Here is a 20,097-nt window from a genome sequence, read left to right as displayed (position 1 = left end):
TTGTCCGTAAGCAGCCTTGTTATGGACACACTTAACGTTTTTCCTAGTCGGTTTTGTCCGTAAGCAGCCTTATTTCGGACACACTTTACGTTTTTCCAGGTCGATTTTGTCCGTTAAAAAGCCCAAAATCGATTTATTTCTTTATTTTTATTGCTTCTTCTGCTAATTTCAGTCCTACGAGCTTATTCCGGCGCCATTCTGTTTTAAAAACAGATAACGGCGGGTTGGTTTCTCCGACAAAATAACTGATTTCAATCGTCATGGCCGGTCGGTGATAGGTCGTAATAAACCAATCGGTAAGTCCGCCGCCTACCGCTTTCTCGCCCGGTTCTCCCAACTTATAGCCGGTTAATTTCGATATTTTTTTGGCTATTATTTTATCTCGTTTAAGGTATTTCCCATTTTTATATTTCCAGTAAATCTCTCTGCCTGCTGTATGATAGGCTACAGCTGCCGATGGTTGGGTTTTTTCAATAAATTGGGTTAACGCAATAACTTCTTTCGCTTCTAATGGTGCCTTTCCTTTATAAAATTTAGAAAATGGTACGTCAGGTTCTACATCCAGTTCTTCCCATCCGGCAGGGTATTGCCGATTTAAATCGATCCCTACACCATTAGCTTTCCAGCTGTGAAAATAAAAAGACCCATCATTCATCCTGATCAAATGATTTACATCGAGAGCGGAAAAATGATGAAGCTTATTTTGCTGGATGTCGACTCCATCCGGATTTAGCATCGGTACAAACCAAATTGATACTTCATTTAAGATATTGGTTACTTTCTTTTCCTCTTGATAGTCCTTGGCATAAGTCTCAAGCATTTTCATTAATAACATGCTTGTCAGCCATTCTCTTGCATGATGGGTTCCAACTAAAACAATATTTTTTTCTCCTGTCCCAAGCTTTATTGCCCAGATTTTCTTGTGTAAATAGGTAGTGCCGATACATTTGATTTGGATTACTTGCTTGTAGCGCTCATGAAGGTCCGCTAAATCCCTATTCAAAATGTCATATGTATAGGGTCTGTTTTCTTCCACGATCTTTTCTTTCGAAGGATTTCCAAATGGAAGTGATAGCAATAACAAAACAGATAAAAATCGGGCCATATTTACACCGCTTTTTGATTATTTTTCACCACTCAAAATCCTTATTATACAGGTAAAACTTGATAATCGCGTCCTATAAGGGTGACCAACATTTTCTTTGAAAGAAATCGGAAGAAAATCATAAAATAAACTCAACTCCTAATAAGGAGGAGATACTTAAAATGAATAAAGTGGATTACGATCGAGCGTTGTATTATACACATCGATCAGAGTGGGATAATTTGATGATTTTGATGGTTCGTACACAAGATCAATTTTTATCGAAGAAAATCGAACAATTTCTGCATGCCTACCATTTTGAACATGACTACAAAATCTTGGAAACAAAATTATATTCCCTGCTTCGTTACATCGACCATGCAAACGAAACGGCTGCTGCTGAACCAAATGAGGTACCGATGTATAGTCTTTCCTGAAAAGGTACGAGAATACGCTTAATTGTGAGAAAAGTTTTACCTACCGGGCTAATGAATTCCACCAAAAAATACGGCTTCCCATTGTGGAGGCCGTATTTACTATTCATCTGGATTAATTTTCTTTTGTAACCCCATTGCGCACAGCATAAAGAGCAGCCTGTGTTCGATCCTGCAGCTCCAATTTCGCCAAAATGCTTGAAACATGGGTTTTGACTGTTTTTTCCGTTATAAATAAGGAAGCTGCAATTTCTTTATTGCTTTTGCCGCCTGCAATTTCTTTAAGGACCTCTAGCTCTCGTTTCGTTAAATCCTCAAGCGGTTTTTTCTCGACTTTGTTTTTTGCCGTTAAATGTGTCAACAAATGTGTGGTCGCCTTTGGATGCAGTTGATTTTCACCCAGCATCAGCTGCTTGATAGCCCGTACCAGCTCATCCGGTTCGATATCCTTCAGCTGAAAGCCTGAAGCCCCCGCTTCAATTGCAGGGATCACATGGTCTTGATCCGAAAAGCTGGTTAAAATCATGATCTTCATGCCGGGACAATTTAGTTTGATTTGTTTGGTTGCTTCAATCCCATCCATCACGGGCATGACAAGGTCCATTAATACCAAATCCGGATTAAGCAACTCTGCCAACTCGACGGCTTCTTTCCCATTTTTGGCTTCCCCAATAATCTCAATGTCTTCCTGTGTTCTTAAAAAGAATACTAACCCTCTCCTGACCACATGATGATCATCGGCAATAAGTATTCGTATACTCACTTTCATTCCCCCTAATACGGTATCATCACCTGGATTTTTGTACCTTTATCCGGTTCACTCTCCAGATAAAAGGATCCAAAAATGGATTCTGTCCGATCCCTCATACTTTTCAAGCCCAATGAGGGAAGTTCTTTTGTTTCATCATATAAGAAACCGCATCCACGATCCTTTATTTCCATTGTTATTTGATTATCACCAACATAAAAATGAAGCTTTGCTTCGGTTTGCCCGGAATGTTTTTTGCAATTGGCCAACGCTTCCTGGCCAATTCTCCAAAGGACCTCTTCAATATTTCCAGGTAAATTAATGACGCCGTTTACTTTAACCTCTATTTCCAAACCGAGCATAACCGCATAGCTGCTTAGGGCACTAACAATGCCCTTTTCCAATCCTCTAGGCCGGAGCTGCCAGATCAGTGCCCGCATTTCATTTAAGGCTTCCTGCGCTAGGTCCTGAATATACTCAAACGTTTCTTTTACCAGGGTGTCTTTGGCCATTTCCATTCCGCCTCTGGCCGTTAAACTTAATGAAAAGAGCAGCTGATTGACGGAATCATGAAGGTCACGTGCCAAGCGGTTTCTTTCAGCTGTCAAAGCGATTTCCTGTTCTCTTTGTGTCAGGTTTATTCTTTTCAAAGCTGTCCCGATTTGCAGGGCGACTGATTCTAAGAGGGCAAGCTCTTCTGTATTAAAGCTTGTTTTATTGGGAGAGCCAACATTTAAAAGGCCAAACTTTTCATTCCCGGCTTTCAACGGAACCGTTGCATGATGCGTTAAGCCATAAGTTTCACCCCAAGAGAATGCCACTGCATCCTCGAGCCTTTTACATTCAATGATATTTGTGGCTTTATCTAAGCGGCCGTTATTATAGCGATTAATACACCAGCAGTCGCCCTTACACATTGGTTCATATTGCTTATTGGATAAGGCAGGGGGCAAATTCTCATGAGCCGATAATTCAAAGCGGCCATTTTGGTCAATCAGAAAGATCCAACCCGTTTGCATGCCCGTGACATGTAATAATTTTTTCAGTACCTCTGAAAGAACAACTTGCACATCTGTTCCTCGATTTAACAGCTCAGCGATTTCTTTTAACATTTTTAGCTCAGTCAGGTGACTCTCTCCCATCCCGGTTCCTCCTGGAAAAATATCTCTTGTACTCATTATATCGTTTTTTACCTATTCAAGCCTTAGAATAAAGTTTGGCTTTTGCTACGACTAAAGTCGTAAAAAACCCATAGGCATGCCTTTCCAACTACTTTGGTATTCTTATTGTTTCATCTTTAGAATTTATGAGTATTTGAAGAACTTCTCCCAATTGACCAATACTCATGATATTTATTGTCTTCGGGCTTTTGGAGGGCTTCCTATTGACCAATCCTCATGATTTTTATTATCTTCGGGAATTTGGAGAACTCCCTATTGCCCATAACCCATAATACTTATAGTCTTCGGGCATTTGGAGGGCCCTCCACCACCTCAGTTCGTTTTATGAGCATAAAAAAATCCCGCAGGTAATGCCTGCGGGATTTCAAAATGCCATTCTATTTTTCTGATACCTGTTTTATTTTCGCATCCACAAGCGCCATAAAGTCTTTTTCGATCGCTTGCAATTTTTGTTTGCTTTCTTCCAGGCTTCCGCTGTTTATCCCGAAATAAAACTTCACTTTTGGCTCCGTTCCGGATGGTCGTAAGCAAACCCATGAACCATCTTCAAATGTATATTTTAATACATTGGATTTTGGTAAATTGATTGGCTCTTCACCAGTCTTAGTTACACGAAGACTGGTCAAATAATCTTCAGTGGCTGAGGTTGTTAACGCCCCAAGATTTGTTAATGGCTCAGAACGGAAGGAAGCTAAAATTTGTTGAATCATTTCTGCTCCCTCTTTACCTTTTAATGTTAACGAGCGAAGACCTTCCAGATAATAACCATATTTTCCAAATACTTGCATTAAGCCTTCATAAAGAGATTTACCTTGCTTTTTATAATACGCACAGACCTCTGTTGCTAAAAGAGCTGCTTGCACCGCATCTTTATCACGGGCAAAGTCGCCAATTAAATATCCATAGCTTTCTTCATAACCAAATAGGAACGTGTGCTGACCGGTTTTTTCATATTCATTGATTTTTTCAGCAATAAATTTAAACCCTGTTAAAACATCAATCGTTTCTAATTGGTAAGAGGAAGCAATGGTTCTTCCGACTTCAGATGTAACGATGGTTTTTAGAACGGCACCATTTTGTGGGAGTGTGCCTTTCGCCTTTTTCTGGGAAAGTAAGTAATCAAGCAGGAGAGCACCTGTTTGGTTTCCGGTTAGAACGACATATTCGCCAGTTTCATTCAGAACGGCTATCCCTAATCGGTCCGCATCCGGATCCGTTGCGATTAATAGATCTGCCCCCACTTTTTTGCCATCTCGGATGGCTAATTCAAATGCTGCATGTTCCTCCGGATTCGGACTTTTCACAGTTGAAAATTCCGGATCAGGCAGCTCTTGCTCTTTTACGACGGTAACATTTTTATAGCCCATCGCTTCCAGCGCTTTACGAACTGGTTTATTGGCAGTTCCGTGCAGCGGAGTAAAAACAATTTTTATATCGGATTCATAACCAAGAGACGGATTCTCTGAAATCGTTTTTAATTTTTCTATATAGGCTTCGTCTATTTCTGCACCGATGATTTTAATTAAGCCAGCAGCTTTTAACGTCTCTTCACTGTCCACTTCGATTAATAATTCATTCTCAATTTCATTAACTTTAGAAATTACAATATCGGCTGCTTCGGGAGGCAGCTGACCGCCATCTTGTCCATAAACCTTGTAGCCATTATATTCAGGTGGATTGTGGCTTGCGGTAACCACAATCCCTGAAAATGCCTGTAAAGATCTTAAAGCAAAGGACAATTCAGGTGTTGGCCTTAATTCATCAAACACATAGGTTTGAATTCCTTTGGTTGCCAGTGTTTTTGCTGCCTCCATGGCAAACTCCGGCGATTTATGACGGGAATCATAGGCAATGACGACTCCGCGTTTCTTCGCCTCAAGCCCTTGCTCCTCTATGTATGCGGCCAGACCGGCTGATGCTTTTCTAATGGTATAGATATTCATACGGTTTGTACCTACACCAAGTTCACCTCTCATGCCGCCGGTCCCAAATTCGAGATTTTTATAAAATGCTTCTTCTAATTGCTTTTCATTATCTTGTAGTTCTAATAGTTGCGTTTTTAGTTCTGAATTTAACGCTTCAAATTCGAACCATTTATTTGCTGTCACTTTCCAGTCCAATTGATGTCTCCTCCATTCTTTCTGTCCTTTATTGTTTCGAAATAAAGAATTGATACTCCTTCAAAAATAAACATAAATATTCCGACATTTTTCGCGGATGCCAAAATTACTTATCCCCTATATTTTATCTTTACTACATGATCGTACACAAGGTTGATGTCTAAAAAAATAAACGTCTGCAAGCAGACGTTTAGATTAGCAGTTCATTAGCTGCTCTTGTATAAATACTGAAGACACTGTTTTTTAAATTTTTTGCTTCCACAAATTGATCATATTCAAACGGAAAAAATAAGCCAAACTCTTGCAGGTTCGCGACATTCTTATTAAAAAGGGAAGAATAATGATCATCTAGAGAGGGAAATTCCAAAATGGAAATAATGGTCTGCAAGCATGTCATAACTTGAAAGGCATCTTTTAAGGTGCTAAAATCTTGGAAATGCTTACCGGAAGTGTGCAATACCTTTAACTGCATAAACTCTTTGATTTCTTCGTCCGAGAAATAGAGTGGAAAAACAGTTGAATATATATACCTCACAAGCCCATCTATTTCTTCCTCTTGACTTGGTATCGAGGCAAACACGATTTTCACTTGTAACCCACCTTTGCTATCATATATTTCTAATGTAATATTTAGATTAAGAATAACATATTCGCCCGTAAAAATACGGTGGTAATTATATGTAATCATGAAGGAGAAGCGAATGATTAAAATAGAAAGAAAAGGTAAATGGCTTGAATTGATCCTGCCTGAAAGCTGGGATGGTCAAACGGTGGAGAGTATTTTTCGACATAAATGGGAAGCACCTAAAAAGCTGACCCATACATTCCGAATGGAAAATAGAGTGTTAATAAATGGAGAAAAAGGGAATTGGACCAGACCGCTTGAAGCGGGAATGAAGCTTCAGCTTCATTTATTTGACGAAGAAGAAATAAATGTTATTCCAAGTTATCATGATATTTCCGTTCTTTACGAGGATGACCATGTCATTGTATTCAATAAACCGCCGTTTATGAACACACACCCGAACGATCCTTATCATGAAACCGATACACTGATGAATGCAGCTGCATTTTATTTACTATCAAACGGAGAAATGAGAAACGTTCGGCAGGTTCACCGCTTGGACAAAGATACTTCGGGAGCCATCCTGTTTGCCAAGCACGCCTTAGCCGGGGCTATTTTGGATCGAATGCTGGAAAAACGAGAAATAAAAAGAACTTACCTTGCCTTGGTTCATGGTTTGTTGAAGGCTAAAAAAGGGACAATCAAAGAGCCGATTGGCCGGGACCGTCACCATGCAACAAGAAGGCGAATCTCTACATCGGGTCAAGACGCTGTTACCCATTATCAGGTGATCAAGGAGGATCGCAGTAAACAAGTATCCTTCGTAAAATGCTGGCTTGATACAGGAAGAACCCATCAAATCCGCGTCCATCTCAGCCACCTAGGTCATCCCCTTTTGGGGGACGTCTTGTATGGGGGAAAACCTCTTGTAAACAGACAAGCCCTGCACGCAGCAAAACTGGAATTTTCCCACCCTTTTTCTCAGGAAAAAATAATCTGCGTTGCTCCCTTTACAGACAATCCGCAGATTTTTAAAGATATTGATGTTTTTTCCATATAAGGAAAGGGGTCAGTCCCCCGCTGCTTTAAAGCAGCGGGGGACTGACCCCCTTTTTTTTAATCCGCTTTTCTAAATCCACGCATGATTAAACTTAGGAGAAATACGAGGATGACGGCGCCGATTATTGCTGGGATGATGGCAAAGTTTGCAACATGCGGTCCCCAATTTCCAAGAATTAAAGTACCGAGCCATGCTCCAACGAATCCAGCAATGATATTACCTATGATGCCTCCTGGAATATTTCTTCCTAACATAAGGCCTGCTAACCAGCCAATAATCCCGCCAACAATCAATGACCAAATGAAACTCATTACGAACACTCCTTTTTAGTATTCAATAGTCACTTAATACAAGCACACATCCCATGTTCACACTGCAGAATATGGGAACAAACTTCTCAAATGAAAAGTTTGTCTGCCTGTAATTTTAAAGTACCCAAATTTTTTTATAATAAACATGAAAAAGAAAAAGGTCATGCCCCATTCAAATTTCAAAATACATTTTTACATATAAAGTTTGAATGTTGGTGAAAGTATTTAAAAAAGGATTAACCAAGGGGCATTTTCAGAAAATTCAATTGTTAAGTTTTTGTAAAGTTAACGTTAATAGGATTCTTTTTTGGACATATTTCAGTTAGAATTTTTTTCGTCGATGAATTTAAAGAAAAATCGGGGGTTTTCACATGGCATTCAAGAAAAATGATAAGTTCTCAATTTTATTAAGTAATATTTCTGCTAATTTAAAGGAAAGTGTAAATTTCTTTACAGAGTACAAATTAAAAAATGTCAGCGATTTAAAAATATTTTCTGAAAAAATGAAGGAACTGGAATCAAAAGGAGATGGTTTTGTTCATGATACCATCAAAGAATTGAACGATGCCTTTATTACTCCGATTGAGCGGGAAGATATTCTTCACCTAGCCATGAGTATGGATGATATACTTGATGGTCTCGAAGGATGCGCCGCATTATTTGAAATGTATTCGATTACTCAAGCCGATGAATTTATGATGAAATTTGTGGATGCAATCCAAGGAAGTGTCCATGAACTTGATAAAGCCATTGAACTTTTAACAAATAAAAAACTGCTTCAGATGAGAGAGCATGCCATAAAAATTAAAGATTTTGAATCAAAATGTGATAATATACTACGTCAATCCATTAAGAATTTATTTACTGTTGAAAAAGATCCTATCCGTATTATTCAATATAAAGAAATTTACGAAACGCTTGAGGATATTGCTGACAGCTGTCAGGAAGTTGCAAATACGCTTGAAACAATCATTATGAAAAATGCATAAGGAGCCTAAAAATGAGTATTATTTTTATTTTAACGGTGTTAATCGTAATTGGTGCTCTTGCCTTTGACTTCATAAATGGCTTCCATGATACAGCAAATGCGATTGCTACCTCAGTTTCAACAAAAGCGCTAAAACCACGTCAGGCAATTCTACTTGCTGCCGTTATGAACTTGGTCGGTGCATTAACATTTACAGGCGTGGCAAAATCAATTTCAAAGGATATCATCGACCCATTTACGCTTCAAAATGGTGCCGTTATTATTCTTGCTGCGATTATCTCAGCTGTAGCCTGGAATTTAATTACTTGGTATTATGGAATCCCCAGCAGTTCTTCTCATGCAATCATCGGTTCTATTGCTGGTGCAGGGATTGCGGCAAAAGGGTTTGCGGCACTTAATTACAGCGGGTTTATAAAAATTCTTGAAGGACTAATTGGTTCCCCAATAATTGCCTTTATTGTGGGTTATATTGTTTACAGCATTTTTAAAGTGGTTTTTCGTAATTTCAATTTGACTAAAACGAACCGGAGTTTCCGATATATTCAAATTGCTACTGCAGCATTGCAATCCTATACACATGGGACAAACGATGCGCAAAAATCAATGGGGATTATCACCATGGCCCTCATTGCGAATAAAATGCTTCCTGCAAATTCTGATATTCCATTTTGGGTCCAGCTTTCCTGTGCGATTGCAATGGGACTTGGTACTTCCGTCGGCGGGTGGAAGATTATCAAAACTGTTGGCGGTAAAATCATGAAAATTCGCCCGATTAATGGGGTTGCAGCAGATTTAACTGGTGCAGCAGTCATATTCGGTGCAACCTATATGAAACTTCCTGTAAGTACAACACACGTCATTTCCTCTGGAATTTTAGGCGTAGGTTCTGCCCATCGCCTTAAAGGCGTTAAATGGGGTACCGCCCAACGGATGATTATTACATGGGTTATTACCCTTCCAATTTCTGCTCTTTTAGCCGGTATTATTTTCTATCTTCTAAATTTAGTTTTTTAACAACTGTAAAAAACAGGATCATAAATGATTCCTGTTTTTTTGTTATACAAATTTTAATTTTCAATTGAAAAGTAACATAAAAACGAATAATATATATGAGCGTTGTAAAAATCGTTCGTTTCTAGGAGTGGAACAATTGTTTAAGCTTAAAGAAAATCAGACTGGTGTAAAAACAGAATTATTTGCAGGTATCACTACCTTTTTAACAATGGTATATATTATCGTGGTCAATCCCATAGTATTATCTGACGCGGGTGTTCCCTTTCATCAAGTGTTCACAGCGACAATCATAGCTACTGTAGCTGGCACACTATGGATGGGCTTGGTAGCGAACTATCCCATTGCGATTGCACCGGGGATGGGGTTGAATGCTTATTTCGCCTATTCCGTAGTGGGCCCTCACACAGGAATTAATTATCAAACTGCATTTGCTGCCGTTTTTGTGGCAGGAATCATATTTGTGATTCTATCGTTAACTCCCTTTAGAAGAAAATTAATTGAAGCCATTCCTGAAAATTTAAAATATGGAATTTTAGCAGGAATTGGTTTATTCATCGCATTCATTGGGTTAAAGTTGTCAGGAATCATTACAAAAAATCCTGAAAACCTCGTTGGGCTTGGAAATCTACATGCCCCGGAAGCCCTCTTAACATTGGCTGGACTTGCTGTAACACTTATTCTGATGAGCTTCCGAGTAAGTGGAGCAATGTTTTTTGGAATGATTTTTACAGGAGTAGTCGCCTTTTTTACCGGCCAGCTCCATTTTAAAGGAATTGTATCTATGCCAGCGCTGCCGGAAGGGTTGATAATTAGTAACCCATTTAGTGCTTTTGGACAAGTAATCGGACATAGTCTTTATTCCGCTGTTTTCTCTTTTTTATTAGTAACAATCTTTGATACAACAGGCACGATGATTGGGGTCGCCCAACAGGCAGGTCTAATGAAAGGAAATATAATGCCAAGGTCCGGAAAGGCACTGCTATCCGATTCTTTAGCCACTACGATTGGGGCGTTCTTTGGGACAAGCCCGACAACGGCATATATAGAATCCACAAGCGGAGTAGCAGCAGGTGGAAGAACCGGTCTGACTTCGGTTGTTATCGCTGTTTTGTTTATGATTGCCGCTTTTTTCAGTCCGGTTGTAAGTGCTGTTTCTGGTTTAGCGGCCATCACTGCACCAGCCTTAATTATAGTCGGCAGTTTGATGATGGGAAGTATTTCAAAAGTTAAATGGGATAGCCTTGATGAAGCGTTTCCTGCCTTCTTAGTTGTTTTGAGTATGCCACTAACATCGAGTATTTCAACTGGAATTGCACTCGGATTCATTTCCTATCCGATTTTAAAAATCGTAAAAGGAAAATGGCGGGATGTTCATCCACTGGTCTATATTTTCGCCGTATTATTCTTCTACCAACTTGCCTTTTTACAATAACTTTCAAAGATCTATAAAAAAAGAGGATATTTCATCCTCTTTTTTTTATTAAAAATTAACAAAATAATATAAAAAGTATGAAAATGAGATTATATATTATTATATCGATATAATGTTATTTGCATTTTTTATAAATTAAAAATAGTGTGGATAATTCGGCAAATTCCTAATATATCAACTCTTTTCACTGTTAGAACTTCCTATTGACGGTGCTATGTTTATTAATTTAGAATAATAACATATTCTTTATATTATGGACATTAGGAGGTATACAATGGACAATACAGCAACACTGAAGAAGTCCGAGCAGACCACAGCAGCTAAGAAACACCCGCCTGGCCTTTATTTATTATTCTTTACTGAGATGTGGGAAAGATTTAGCTATTATGGAATGCGCGCAATCCTTGTTTTATATCTTACAACTCAATTTGTAAGCGGTGGTTTAGGATTTAGCGACGCTACAGCAATGAGTATTTACGGTTTCTTTACCGGAGCAGTTTACTTCACACCTATGGCTGGTGGGTATTTATCTGATAGATTTCTAGGCCGTCGCCTTGCTATAACAATCGGCGGTATCACAATGGCAATTGGTAATATTGCTTTGTTTGCCAACCAAAGTAAAGCAGCTTTTTATCTTGGCTTAGCCTTGTTGATTATTGGAAACGGTTTCTTTAAACCAAATATATCAACTATTGTCGGGGAATTATATGCTCCTGAAGATCGCCGTCGTGATGGGGCCTTCACCATTTTCTACATGGGTATCAACATCGGTGCTTTCTTCTCTCCACTTGTTGTAGGTTATTTGTCTGATTCACTATTCAAGACTACTGTAAACGGTGTGGTACACCACGGATTTAGATATGGATTCTTAGCCGCTTCCATTGGGATGATTATTGGACAAATCCTCTTTAACCTTCTTGGAAATCGTTATTTAGGAGAAATCGGTAAGAAGCCAACAGGTAAGGTTGCTTCTAAAACGACTACTACCACATTAAATAAACAACCATTAACCAAACTTGAAAAAGCACGTACCGCAGTCATAGTTATTCTTACTCTTTTCGTTGTCTTCTTCTGGGCTGGGTTTGAACAAGCAGGAAGTTCTTTAACACTTTATACTGATCGATTTGTAAACCGTAATGTATTAGGATTTACTGTACCAACAGAATGGTTCCAGTCTTTAAATCCACTATTCATTGTTATCCTTGCGCCGATTCTTTCAGCACTTTGGTTAAAGCTTTCATATACAAAGCGCGGAGATATTAGCGGCCCTAGAAAAATGGGATTAGGTATGGTTCTATTAGGTGTAGGTTATATGGTTCTCTTAATTGCTGTATTAAAAACTGGCAGTGATCAACACCATATTGCCATTAAAGCTAACATGATGTTTATTGTTATCACTTACTTGCTCCATACTCTTGGAGAATTATTCTTGTCACCAGTTGGATTGTCCCTTACAAGTAAAATTGCTCCAGTTAAGCTTGCATCCCTATTAATGGGTGTATGGCTTGCCGGTTCAGGGATTGCCAACATTTTAGCAGGTCAATTAGCTTCATTAACACAATCACTTGGTTACTTCCAAATTTTCAGTGTAATCGGTGCGTTAGCGATTGTGCTTGGTTTAATCCTATTAGCTCTTTCTGGAAAACTTCAACGTATGACAGAGGAAAGCAGTAAATAAACCAATGACAAAAAGGATGAGACATTTGTTTCATCCTTTTTGTGTGCATTCATTTTTTTAAATCGTTTGTATCAATGGTTTGATATGTTTTCTTCATGATGTCATAGGATTGCTTTAAGCGTTCATAATACTCCGGCTGATCCCAATTTTTCCATGAATATAAAAAAGCGTCGTGTTGCTGGATTCGGTTATTTACCAGATTAGGCAAGGCTTGCTGAATGGTATCGCCTCTTGTGGTGACAATAGCTGCACGAATTCCGTTTATTTTGACACTAGAAAATAAACCATTCTTCCATACATCGCCCATTGCTTCTTTTGTGCTTGGGTCTTTTATATTTAAAAGTTGCCAAGGAATACGGCCTTCGATTTCCTTTTTGTTTTTACTGATGCTTACATCTGTTAACGAATTAAACTTTAGATGGCTTGAATTCGCATCACCAAACTTCAGGACACCTGTTTCATAATCTTGAAATGGTATCGTTTTTTTAGTTGATGGGATATATAATTGCTTATTCAAAGCAAGTCGCATCGGGTGGAATATACCATTATTTTTTTGATTTACATTTGGCTCAAGTTCTATCATGTGAAGGAGATTTCCATACTGTAAATAAAACGGATCGTAATAACTGTCGCCAAGAAGCCTCGAATCCTCTTGCCCTGTTAACTTAACTAAAAAATCAATCCCATAGTTTGTCTGTACATTTGATTTTTCGGTCAATTTAATCCTGGTTTGTCCCTGGTTATCAAAGGTATCAAAAAGTAAAAAAATCCCCTGATCCTTAAAATTCACAGGCTGATCCAAGGTGAGAAGATAATAAAAGTATCCGCTATCCGAAGCCATTCGCAGCTCTTTTACCGGTTCCTTTGTATTTTTTGCTCGATAGATTCTCTTAATGCCCGCTTTGTCCCAATCCTTCGATTCACCATCTACTGAGATAGCTGTTTCCTGTTTTCCTGGCTCAAACGATAGTAAACCGAAGTGCTGTTCATTCGTTTGCTGGTTATCCCAGTAAGGCCGGCGATCAGGATTATCAAAGTCCATTGTATTCCATGTCCGTTTAAACCACTCATCCTGCCAAGTAAAGACAAGACCGCCTGCATACCCTTCGGATACAATCGATTGAAAGAGCCGCTTATCGATTTCCCCCTGCTCTGCTTCTGAATGAAAGCCTTGGTTCATTCCAAATACATTCTTATGTGTTAATCCCCTTGAAGCAGGGACACCATATTCTGCTACCAGGACTGGCATATGATGGGCTGCGATTAGGTCATGCAAATATCCCGCATAATTATTCTTTTTCCCTGAAAAGTCTTTATAATTAACGTAGGCTGGATCATAGTTAAGAAAATCAGGGTAATAGGGGTAAATATGATAGGAAGCAAATAATCCGGCATGAAAATGGCTGGAAGCTTTAATATGATTCGGATTCACAGATACCAGGTCTTCATCTTTTAAAGGCTCTGAGGGATGACGTAATAAATCAGTCGTCACCCAATTCGTAAAACTCATCGAGTGCTGCCACTTGTACTCCTTCTTCTCATAGCCAACCGCATATTCCATTAATTTGGCAAGCCATACTTCAAAGGCCGACGCATTTGAGGTCTGAAAGTATTGCCCCTTAAACTGCTCTTTATCTGCATGCAATACATCCGTATTTTTTACCATTTGCGGATCCCACTCTATGCCGACAATCATTCCAAGTACATACTTTGAAATATCATAGGGATAAAGTCCGTAAGCATGCCCCGGATTAGGTGGGAGATTTGCCTTTCCATGTATGATATCAATGATATTTTTGATTTCTGACTCCGCGTCATTCACATTTACTTTTGCATACGCATCTTGTGTTCGAATCAAATTTTCCTCATTCACCCATGATCCATGAAATAAGTATAAAGGCTTCTTGGCCATTTGGTTATATTCGTAAAATGCTTCATAGAATGGTGGGGGATGAATGGTATATACCCTGATGGCATTTGCATTCATGGCGCCTATTTCCTGGAACCACCTTAAATATTCTTCTTTTGTAATCGCCGTTTCGCCAGGAAAATAACCCGGCTTACTAATTCCAATATTAACCCCTTTAATTAAAAAGTCCGTCCATTTTCCATTTTTTTGTATTTGAATATATGTACTTCCTGTCCGGCTATTGGTCGTAATTCCATTATCGTCAATCGTTTCTACTTTTTCCTGCTTTACCGTATGATTTAAACCATTCTTTAGAAGGGCTTTCATCATCGGGACATACCCTTCCCAGTAAAAAGAGTCCCCTGTCCCAAAATGCCTTTTCCAAAAATCCAAACCCTTTGTTTGATATATTTCGGGAAGCTCTGATTCATCTGCAAAGTCGCCTGAGAAATAATAGGATGTGTAAGTGGCTGTTTGATGGTAAATAACGGCAGGGAAATTTGCAGGGATTCCATAGCTTTCAAGCCTCTTTTTAACCTTCGCTGATACAGGGAAATGATAGGACGCAAGAATTTCACCTGGATCCCTGGCTTGGTTAATGTCGAACCAATTTTGATATTTACCTTGAAACCGATCTTTCAAAAATGATTCACCATGCTTCGTTAAGGTAAACAATAAACCATGATCGGTTAAATCCTTCTGATCAACTACGACAATATAATGATTCCTGTTTATTAAGACAATACCTTGTCCATTAAACTTCCATCTTTGATGATTAGCTTCATATTGCTTCTTTACCCAAACAGGTACTTCATTCCCATTCAAATCAGAAAAATACCGGCCAATCCAGCCAGTCCAATCCACATTCAATACATTTGAGATTTTGTCCCTTTCCTTATCCGTTTTTAGCCTTGCAAGGATATTTTCTGCTATTATCGTTCTGCCTTTGGACTGTTGTACTGCTTTTTCAATTTGATCTACAGATTCCACTGGATAGAACTGATGTTTATTGATTAAATATTTTTGATTATTTAAAATCCACGTTAACCCTTTATGTTCCCGATCGCTTTCATTTGAATCTATTTGACCCATTATTAAGACATTTAGTTTTTTAGAAGGCTGAATTTCCCAAAGCCAAAAAGGACTTGTTATCAAGGTGATTAATACAATGGAATAAATAATGAGGTGGCTTTGTTTTTTCATTTGGAAACACCTTTTCTTTTCATAACTCCCCAGCTTGTATCTCCTTTTATCATTTGCCAAATACCTTCGCATCTCCAAATCACTGTCAGGGGCCGATACCAAAGTGTCTCTGTTAAAGAGTATAAAAAAAGCTTTAAAATGTCCGTGACTTTCGGATACTTGGTTAAGCTCCACTCCTCAAGAAGAACGGCTGCCATTGAAAAAACGGAGCCATATAAACAGGAAAGCAGGAATAATAAAATAGAAAATTCAATATAAATCCCACCTAAAAATAAACACAGAACCACAAAAAGATAGCCCAAGCCTTCAATCACCGGCCCAAAGAACTCAACTATCCAAAAATAGGGAAAAGAAATAAGACCAATCGATCCATATTTAGGATTAAAGGTAAGACTTTTATGTGTCCAAAGGCTTTCAAATAACCCCCTATGCCAACGTCGTCTTTGCCTTCGTAAAAAAGTGAGATCTTCCGGTACTTCTGTCCAACAAACTGGGTCCGGAACATAGACGATTTTTTTCTTCAATTTCCTTTCCTTTAATACTCGATGGATTCGGACAACCAGTTCCATATCCTCGCCAACCGTATCGGGTTTGTAGCCGCCTGCCTCAATTACCCATTGTTTTGAAAAAACCCCAAAGGCCCCTGAGATAATTAAAAGGAGATTATGACGGCTAAGTCCGATTCTTCCCATTAAAAAGGCTCGTAAGTATTCAATGATCTGCATGACAACCAAAGGCTTATTGGATAAACGAATTTTCTCAATATGGCCGTGTTGAATTTGACAGCCATTTGCAATTCGAACGCTGCCTCCTGATGCGATGACTTCTTCGTTGGAATCAATAATAGGCTTCATCACTTTTAAGAAGGCATCTTGTTCTAATACGGAGTCTCCATCCAGTGAGCAAAAATAAGGGTAATGGGAAAAATTGAGTCCTACATTCAGGGCATCTGCTTTTCCTCCGTTCTCTTTATCTACCAGGAAAAGATTCGGCAGGATTGAGGATTGGTAGATGCATTTTATCGGTTTTGTCTCAACTTGTTTGCGAACTACTTTTTTTATTTCCTTCAAGTCATAATGCTCAATCATTTTTTCAAGTGTCTCATCGGTAGAGCCATCATTCACAACAATAATCTCGAACATGGGATAATTAATACTTAATAATGAGCGGACACTTTGAATGATTCCAGCTTCTTCATTAAAAGCAGGAACAAGGATAGAAACAGGCTTTGTATAAATGGCCTCCATATAGTCTTCATATGCTTTATCCCTGTCCAATTGGAATTCCATTCTAAGCTGTACCATTGAAATGAACAAAATAACCGTGTAGAAAACAATGACGATCACCATATAAATCGCAATAAACCATCCAAAGCCGGAGACAATGGTACCCCACCCGAAAAATTGCATTGGCTTATACTCCTTTATGAAGCCACTCCCAGGCCATATCTTTCGCAAATTCATCCTTTGAAGTAACTAAAACATCACGCAATACCATTTTCCCATTTGGAAATTGATTGATTGCCTGTCCTGCTTGAGAGCGAACCCACCACGATTGATCATGCAAAAGCTCAATTAGTCTCGATATCGCTGCTTCTTCTTTGATCGCACCAATTAATTTTGCTGCAAACATTCTTTCCTGCCATTTGGAAGAGTATAGAAGCTCTACGTATTGATTTGTATTCTTTACAAACCCCATTTCAGCTAAGGCTTTTAAGGCCCTCAATTTAATTTCTCCCGAATAGGAAGAAAATATATTTTCAGTAAATGTGAGATAGCTTAAATCTCTTTTTAATGAGATGACATCTAATATCGCCTTTTTTAGATTTATCACTTCTGCGGGGAAGCTTAGGATAAATTGATTGAATAAATGATTGTCCAAGCGAATTAAAATAGTGCGGTAATCATATTCTGACAAAGCAAAAAAGCGCCCTGCCAGCAAAGAGGAAATTTGCGGGTATTGGATGGATGCCAAAATTCTAAGGATGAGTACTGTTTCTTGATTCGTCAGGCCCTTCTTTCTCGTTAACAAAAGAACTTCCTTTTGGAAATTACTCATCTTAAAATCCTCAATATGATATAAGACATTCATGCGATGGCTCCATCTTTTGCTTTTTAGACGTTTTTGGTAGTAGGCTGTTAAAAATCTTTTCGCCAATTCCGATAAGCGATTCTCCTCTTCTGCTCCTTCTAAAATGGATACATAACGATCCAGCAGCTCTTCCACTGCTTTTTGTTGTAAAGCAGTTTCCGGAATAAATTCTCTTGGATAACAACCTTCTGTCAAGAAACGGAAAATCATAGGATTAAATTTATCTTTATACGTTTCGATTGCTTTTCTTTTTTTTATTTCCATCGATTTTTGAACCATTAAATAGACGAGAAGAATGAACAATATTCCTAATATCGTTGTGGTGATGAGGGAAAGGATATAGAGCTCATGGAAATACATTTAGATCATCCTTTGAATGAGCCGTTTCATTCTTGCTTGAAGCTCCTTAATGCTGAATGGTTTTGTAACGTAGTCATCTGCTCCCAATTTTAGAGCTCGCTCTATATCCGAATCACTTTTCCTGCCTGTCAGCATAAGGACATGAATGTTCGAGCTATTTTTCATTTTTTTTACTCTTTGCAAGATCTCAATGCCGTCCATGACTGGCATTACACCGTCAAGGATTAAAAAGTGTTCACCCTGCATTTGTAACCGGTTGGATTCAAAAAATAGAATCCCACCGGCAAATTCTTCAATGGAAAGATCATAGTGTTCGAAATCCATCATCTTAAGAATTCTCATTAACATAGACCGAATAAAGGCATCGTCATCAATGATCGAAACAAATAAAGGCGTCTTAAGGGTTTCTTTTATTTCAGCCTTCTCAAAATTTTTTTTCAATATCATAATGAAACACCTCAGGTTAAAGATGCTTTTATTCTTTAGCAAACGAACAGTTTTTTATGTTAAAGATTTTATTTTTTCTGTGCATCTTTCCATCGCGGCCATGATGGCGCCACGGAATTGTTTTTCCTCTAATGCAGCAACTGCTTGGATGGTTGCGCCTCCTGGAGTACAAACATTATCTTTCAGTTTTCCCGGGTGCTCACCCGTTTCAAGGACCATTTTGGCTGCACCTAGCACCGCCTGTGCTGCAAGCCTGTATGCTTTGTCCCGAGGTATTCCCTGCAGGACTCCGCCATCAGCCAATGCCTCGATGAACATATAAACATAGGCAGGGGAAGAACCACTTATGGCCGGCACAGCATCCATCCATTTTTCTTGGAGACGCTCTGTTTTTCCACAGGAACTGAACAGCCTTTCGACCACGCTTACTTCTTCTTCGCAAAGAAAATCATTTGGACAAATAACACTCATCCCTTCCCCAACCAAGGAAGGCGTATTAGGCATAACCCTCACCGCTTTAATGGGAAAACCAAATGACTTTTCCATATCTGCTAACGTGATTCCTGCAGCAATCGTCACAATAATAGCATTTTCCTTAATATCCTTTTTAATCTCCTCAATAACATGCGAGTGAAGATCTGGCTTCACTGCTAAGATGAGAATTTCAGAAAATCTTGCTACTTCGTTATTTCGATTGGTTGTCATTATATTGAAAGTCTTTTTGATTTTATCTAGTGTCATTTCGGTCATGGCACTTGCTATCAAGTTTTCCTTAGCAACCATGTTTGAATTTACAATACCCTCAATAATGGCTTGGGCCATTTTTCCAGAACCGATAAAGCCAATTTTTTTATTAATCATCTAATCCACACCCTATCTAAATTAAAAATAAAAAGGATTCCCTATTTGCTTAGGAAATCGTTTAGAGTGATAGTATACCATTATGACTTATACATTTCATTTTCTAAAATAATAATGTTTTCATTAAAGGATGTTCGACCAACTTCCTTCGTATTTTCCACCAGTCTAAACACATTATCGCAGCATTTTTTAGCCCCGATGACTAATAAAGGAACACCTAATGGATTTATTCTTAATCCCCTTGCAAAAAAGCCTCCAAATGTCATGGAGATCGGAACGGTAGGAGATGTATTGGAAAATACAATTTTTTCATTAAAATGGAACTTCTCTTGTAATAATAAACCGAATTCTTTTAATGCCGGTACGAGCAATTTGTTTCTTTTCCGGCCAATGGTATACACCTGATTTCCATCCTCATCGTCCCCATGAAAGATGATTTTCCCGAAATCGGCATGTGTTAATTTGTTGAAATATGGTATATTTAAAATTTCTTCAGTTGTCAATTTCCGTTCGGATTGCGGCAATTGCTTCAGATGGTAAGCAGCAGCCATTGATGTCGTATGTGTCCCACCATAATCATTATAGATATATATCATAGGATCATCCTTTAT

18 protein-coding genes are annotated in these 20,097 nt (G+C 38.6%); 6 read left to right on the top strand and 12 right to left on the bottom strand.

Annotated features, from left to right (window positions below; translation table 11 throughout):
• Positions 1-133: 133 nt before the first annotated feature.
• Complete coding sequence (locus ACZ5XR_RS03890) at positions 134-1,105, bottom strand: M14 family zinc carboxypeptidase (protein WP_464500374.1); 972 nt, start codon at positions 1,103-1,105, stop codon at positions 134-136.
• Positions 1,106-1,266: 161 nt separating this feature from the next.
• Here ACZ5XR_RS03890 and ACZ5XR_RS03885 point away from each other — a divergent pair, with 161 nt between their 5' ends.
• Positions 1,267-1,521: a YhdB family protein gene (locus ACZ5XR_RS03885; RefSeq protein WP_464500373.1), complete on the top strand. Its 255-nt coding sequence runs from the start codon at positions 1,267-1,269 to the stop codon at positions 1,519-1,521.
• A gap of 112 nt (positions 1,522-1,633) precedes the next feature.
• On the opposite strand, the gene ACZ5XR_RS03880 is transcribed toward ACZ5XR_RS03885, so the two are convergent.
• From ACZ5XR_RS03880 to ACZ5XR_RS03865, 4 genes are all read right to left on the bottom strand, one after another.
• On the bottom strand, positions 1,634-2,281 hold the full coding sequence (locus ACZ5XR_RS03880; protein WP_464500372.1) for a response regulator: 648 nt from the start codon (positions 2,279-2,281) through the stop codon (positions 1,634-1,636).
• An 11-nt stretch (positions 2,282-2,292) separates the two neighbouring features.
• Positions 2,293-3,408 (bottom strand): GAF domain-containing sensor histidine kinase, encoded by a 1,116-nt coding sequence (locus tag ACZ5XR_RS03875; RefSeq protein WP_464500371.1) that lies wholly within the window; start codon positions 3,406-3,408, stop codon positions 2,293-2,295.
• 416 nt (positions 3,409-3,824) lie between these two features.
• Positions 3,825-5,567, bottom strand: coding sequence for a phospho-sugar mutase (locus ACZ5XR_RS03870; protein WP_464500370.1), 1,743 nt, complete (start codon positions 5,565-5,567; stop codon positions 3,825-3,827).
• Between the two features lie 190 nt (positions 5,568-5,757).
• Positions 5,758-6,156, bottom strand: a complete 399-nt coding sequence (locus ACZ5XR_RS03865; RefSeq protein ID WP_464500369.1) for a YhcU family protein — start codon at positions 6,154-6,156, stop codon at positions 5,758-5,760.
• A gap of 112 nt (positions 6,157-6,268) precedes the next feature.
• On the opposite strand from ACZ5XR_RS03865, the gene ACZ5XR_RS03860 reads away from it, so the two are divergent.
• Positions 6,269-7,192 (top strand): RluA family pseudouridine synthase, encoded by a 924-nt coding sequence (locus ACZ5XR_RS03860; protein ID WP_464500368.1) that lies wholly within the window; start codon positions 6,269-6,271, stop codon positions 7,190-7,192.
• A 56-nt stretch (positions 7,193-7,248) separates the two neighbouring features.
• Here ACZ5XR_RS03860 and ACZ5XR_RS03855 read toward each other — a convergent pair whose 3' ends face one another.
• Entirely contained in the window at positions 7,249-7,503 is a 255-nt protein-coding gene (locus ACZ5XR_RS03855; RefSeq protein ID WP_464500367.1) for a GlsB/YeaQ/YmgE family stress response membrane protein, read from the bottom strand.
• Positions 7,504-7,874: 371 nt separating this feature from the next.
• On the opposite strand from ACZ5XR_RS03855, the gene ACZ5XR_RS03850 reads away from it, so the two are divergent.
• The 4 genes from ACZ5XR_RS03850 (at position 7,875) to ACZ5XR_RS03835 (ending at position 12,615) form a co-directional block, all read left to right on the top strand.
• Positions 7,875-8,492, top strand: a complete 618-nt coding sequence (locus tag ACZ5XR_RS03850) for a DUF47 domain-containing protein (RefSeq protein ID WP_464500366.1) — start codon at positions 7,875-7,877, stop codon at positions 8,490-8,492.
• A gap of 11 nt (positions 8,493-8,503) precedes the next feature.
• Positions 8,504-9,505: an anion permease gene (locus ACZ5XR_RS03845; protein ID WP_464500365.1), complete on the top strand. Its 1,002-nt coding sequence runs from the start codon at positions 8,504-8,506 to the stop codon at positions 9,503-9,505.
• Between the two features lie 136 nt (positions 9,506-9,641).
• On the top strand, positions 9,642-10,937 hold the full coding sequence (locus tag ACZ5XR_RS03840) for an NCS2 family permease (protein WP_464500364.1): 1,296 nt from the start codon (positions 9,642-9,644) through the stop codon (positions 10,935-10,937).
• Positions 10,938-11,211: 274 nt separating this feature from the next.
• Positions 11,212-12,615: a peptide MFS transporter gene (locus ACZ5XR_RS03835; RefSeq protein WP_464500363.1), complete on the top strand. Its 1,404-nt coding sequence runs from the start codon at positions 11,212-11,214 to the stop codon at positions 12,613-12,615.
• 49 nt (positions 12,616-12,664) lie between these two features.
• On the opposite strand, the gene ACZ5XR_RS03830 is transcribed toward ACZ5XR_RS03835, so the two are convergent.
• The 6 genes from ACZ5XR_RS03830 to ACZ5XR_RS03805 all read right to left on the bottom strand — a co-directional run bounded on the left by ACZ5XR_RS03830 (position 12,665) and on the right by ACZ5XR_RS03805 (position 20,082).
• The gene (locus tag ACZ5XR_RS03830; RefSeq protein ID WP_464500362.1) at positions 12,665-15,727 is read right to left on the bottom strand and encodes a hypothetical protein; all 3,063 of its coding nucleotides are present in this window, start codon (positions 15,725-15,727) and stop codon (positions 12,665-12,667) included.
• Positions 15,724-17,136 carry a glycosyltransferase family 2 protein gene (locus ACZ5XR_RS03825; RefSeq protein ID WP_464500361.1) on the bottom strand — a complete coding sequence of 471 codons (1,413 nt, stop codon included), beginning with the start codon at positions 17,134-17,136 and terminating at the stop codon, positions 15,724-15,726. Before ACZ5XR_RS03825 ends, ACZ5XR_RS03830 begins: the two co-directional genes overlap by 4 nt.
• A gap of 4 nt (positions 17,137-17,140) precedes the next feature.
• The gene (locus ACZ5XR_RS03820; RefSeq protein ID WP_464500360.1) at positions 17,141-18,178 is read right to left on the bottom strand and encodes a HEAT repeat domain-containing protein; all 1,038 of its coding nucleotides are present in this window, start codon (positions 18,176-18,178) and stop codon (positions 17,141-17,143) included.
• The gene (locus ACZ5XR_RS03815) at positions 18,179-18,625 is read right to left on the bottom strand and encodes a response regulator transcription factor (protein ID WP_464500359.1); all 447 of its coding nucleotides are present in this window, start codon (positions 18,623-18,625) and stop codon (positions 18,179-18,181) included.
• 54 nt (positions 18,626-18,679) lie between these two features.
• Complete coding sequence (proC, locus tag ACZ5XR_RS03810; RefSeq protein WP_464502214.1) at positions 18,680-19,483, bottom strand: pyrroline-5-carboxylate reductase; 804 nt, start codon at positions 19,481-19,483, stop codon at positions 18,680-18,682.
• Positions 19,484-19,566: 83 nt separating this feature from the next.
• Complete coding sequence (locus tag ACZ5XR_RS03805; RefSeq protein ID WP_464500358.1) at positions 19,567-20,082, bottom strand: DUF3189 family protein; 516 nt, start codon at positions 20,080-20,082, stop codon at positions 19,567-19,569.
• Positions 20,083-20,097 lie beyond the last annotated feature (15 nt).

The sequence above is a fragment of the Neobacillus sp. Fa239 genome, assembly GCF_055395235.1.
This window is presented reverse-complemented; position numbering and strand designations above follow the sequence as displayed.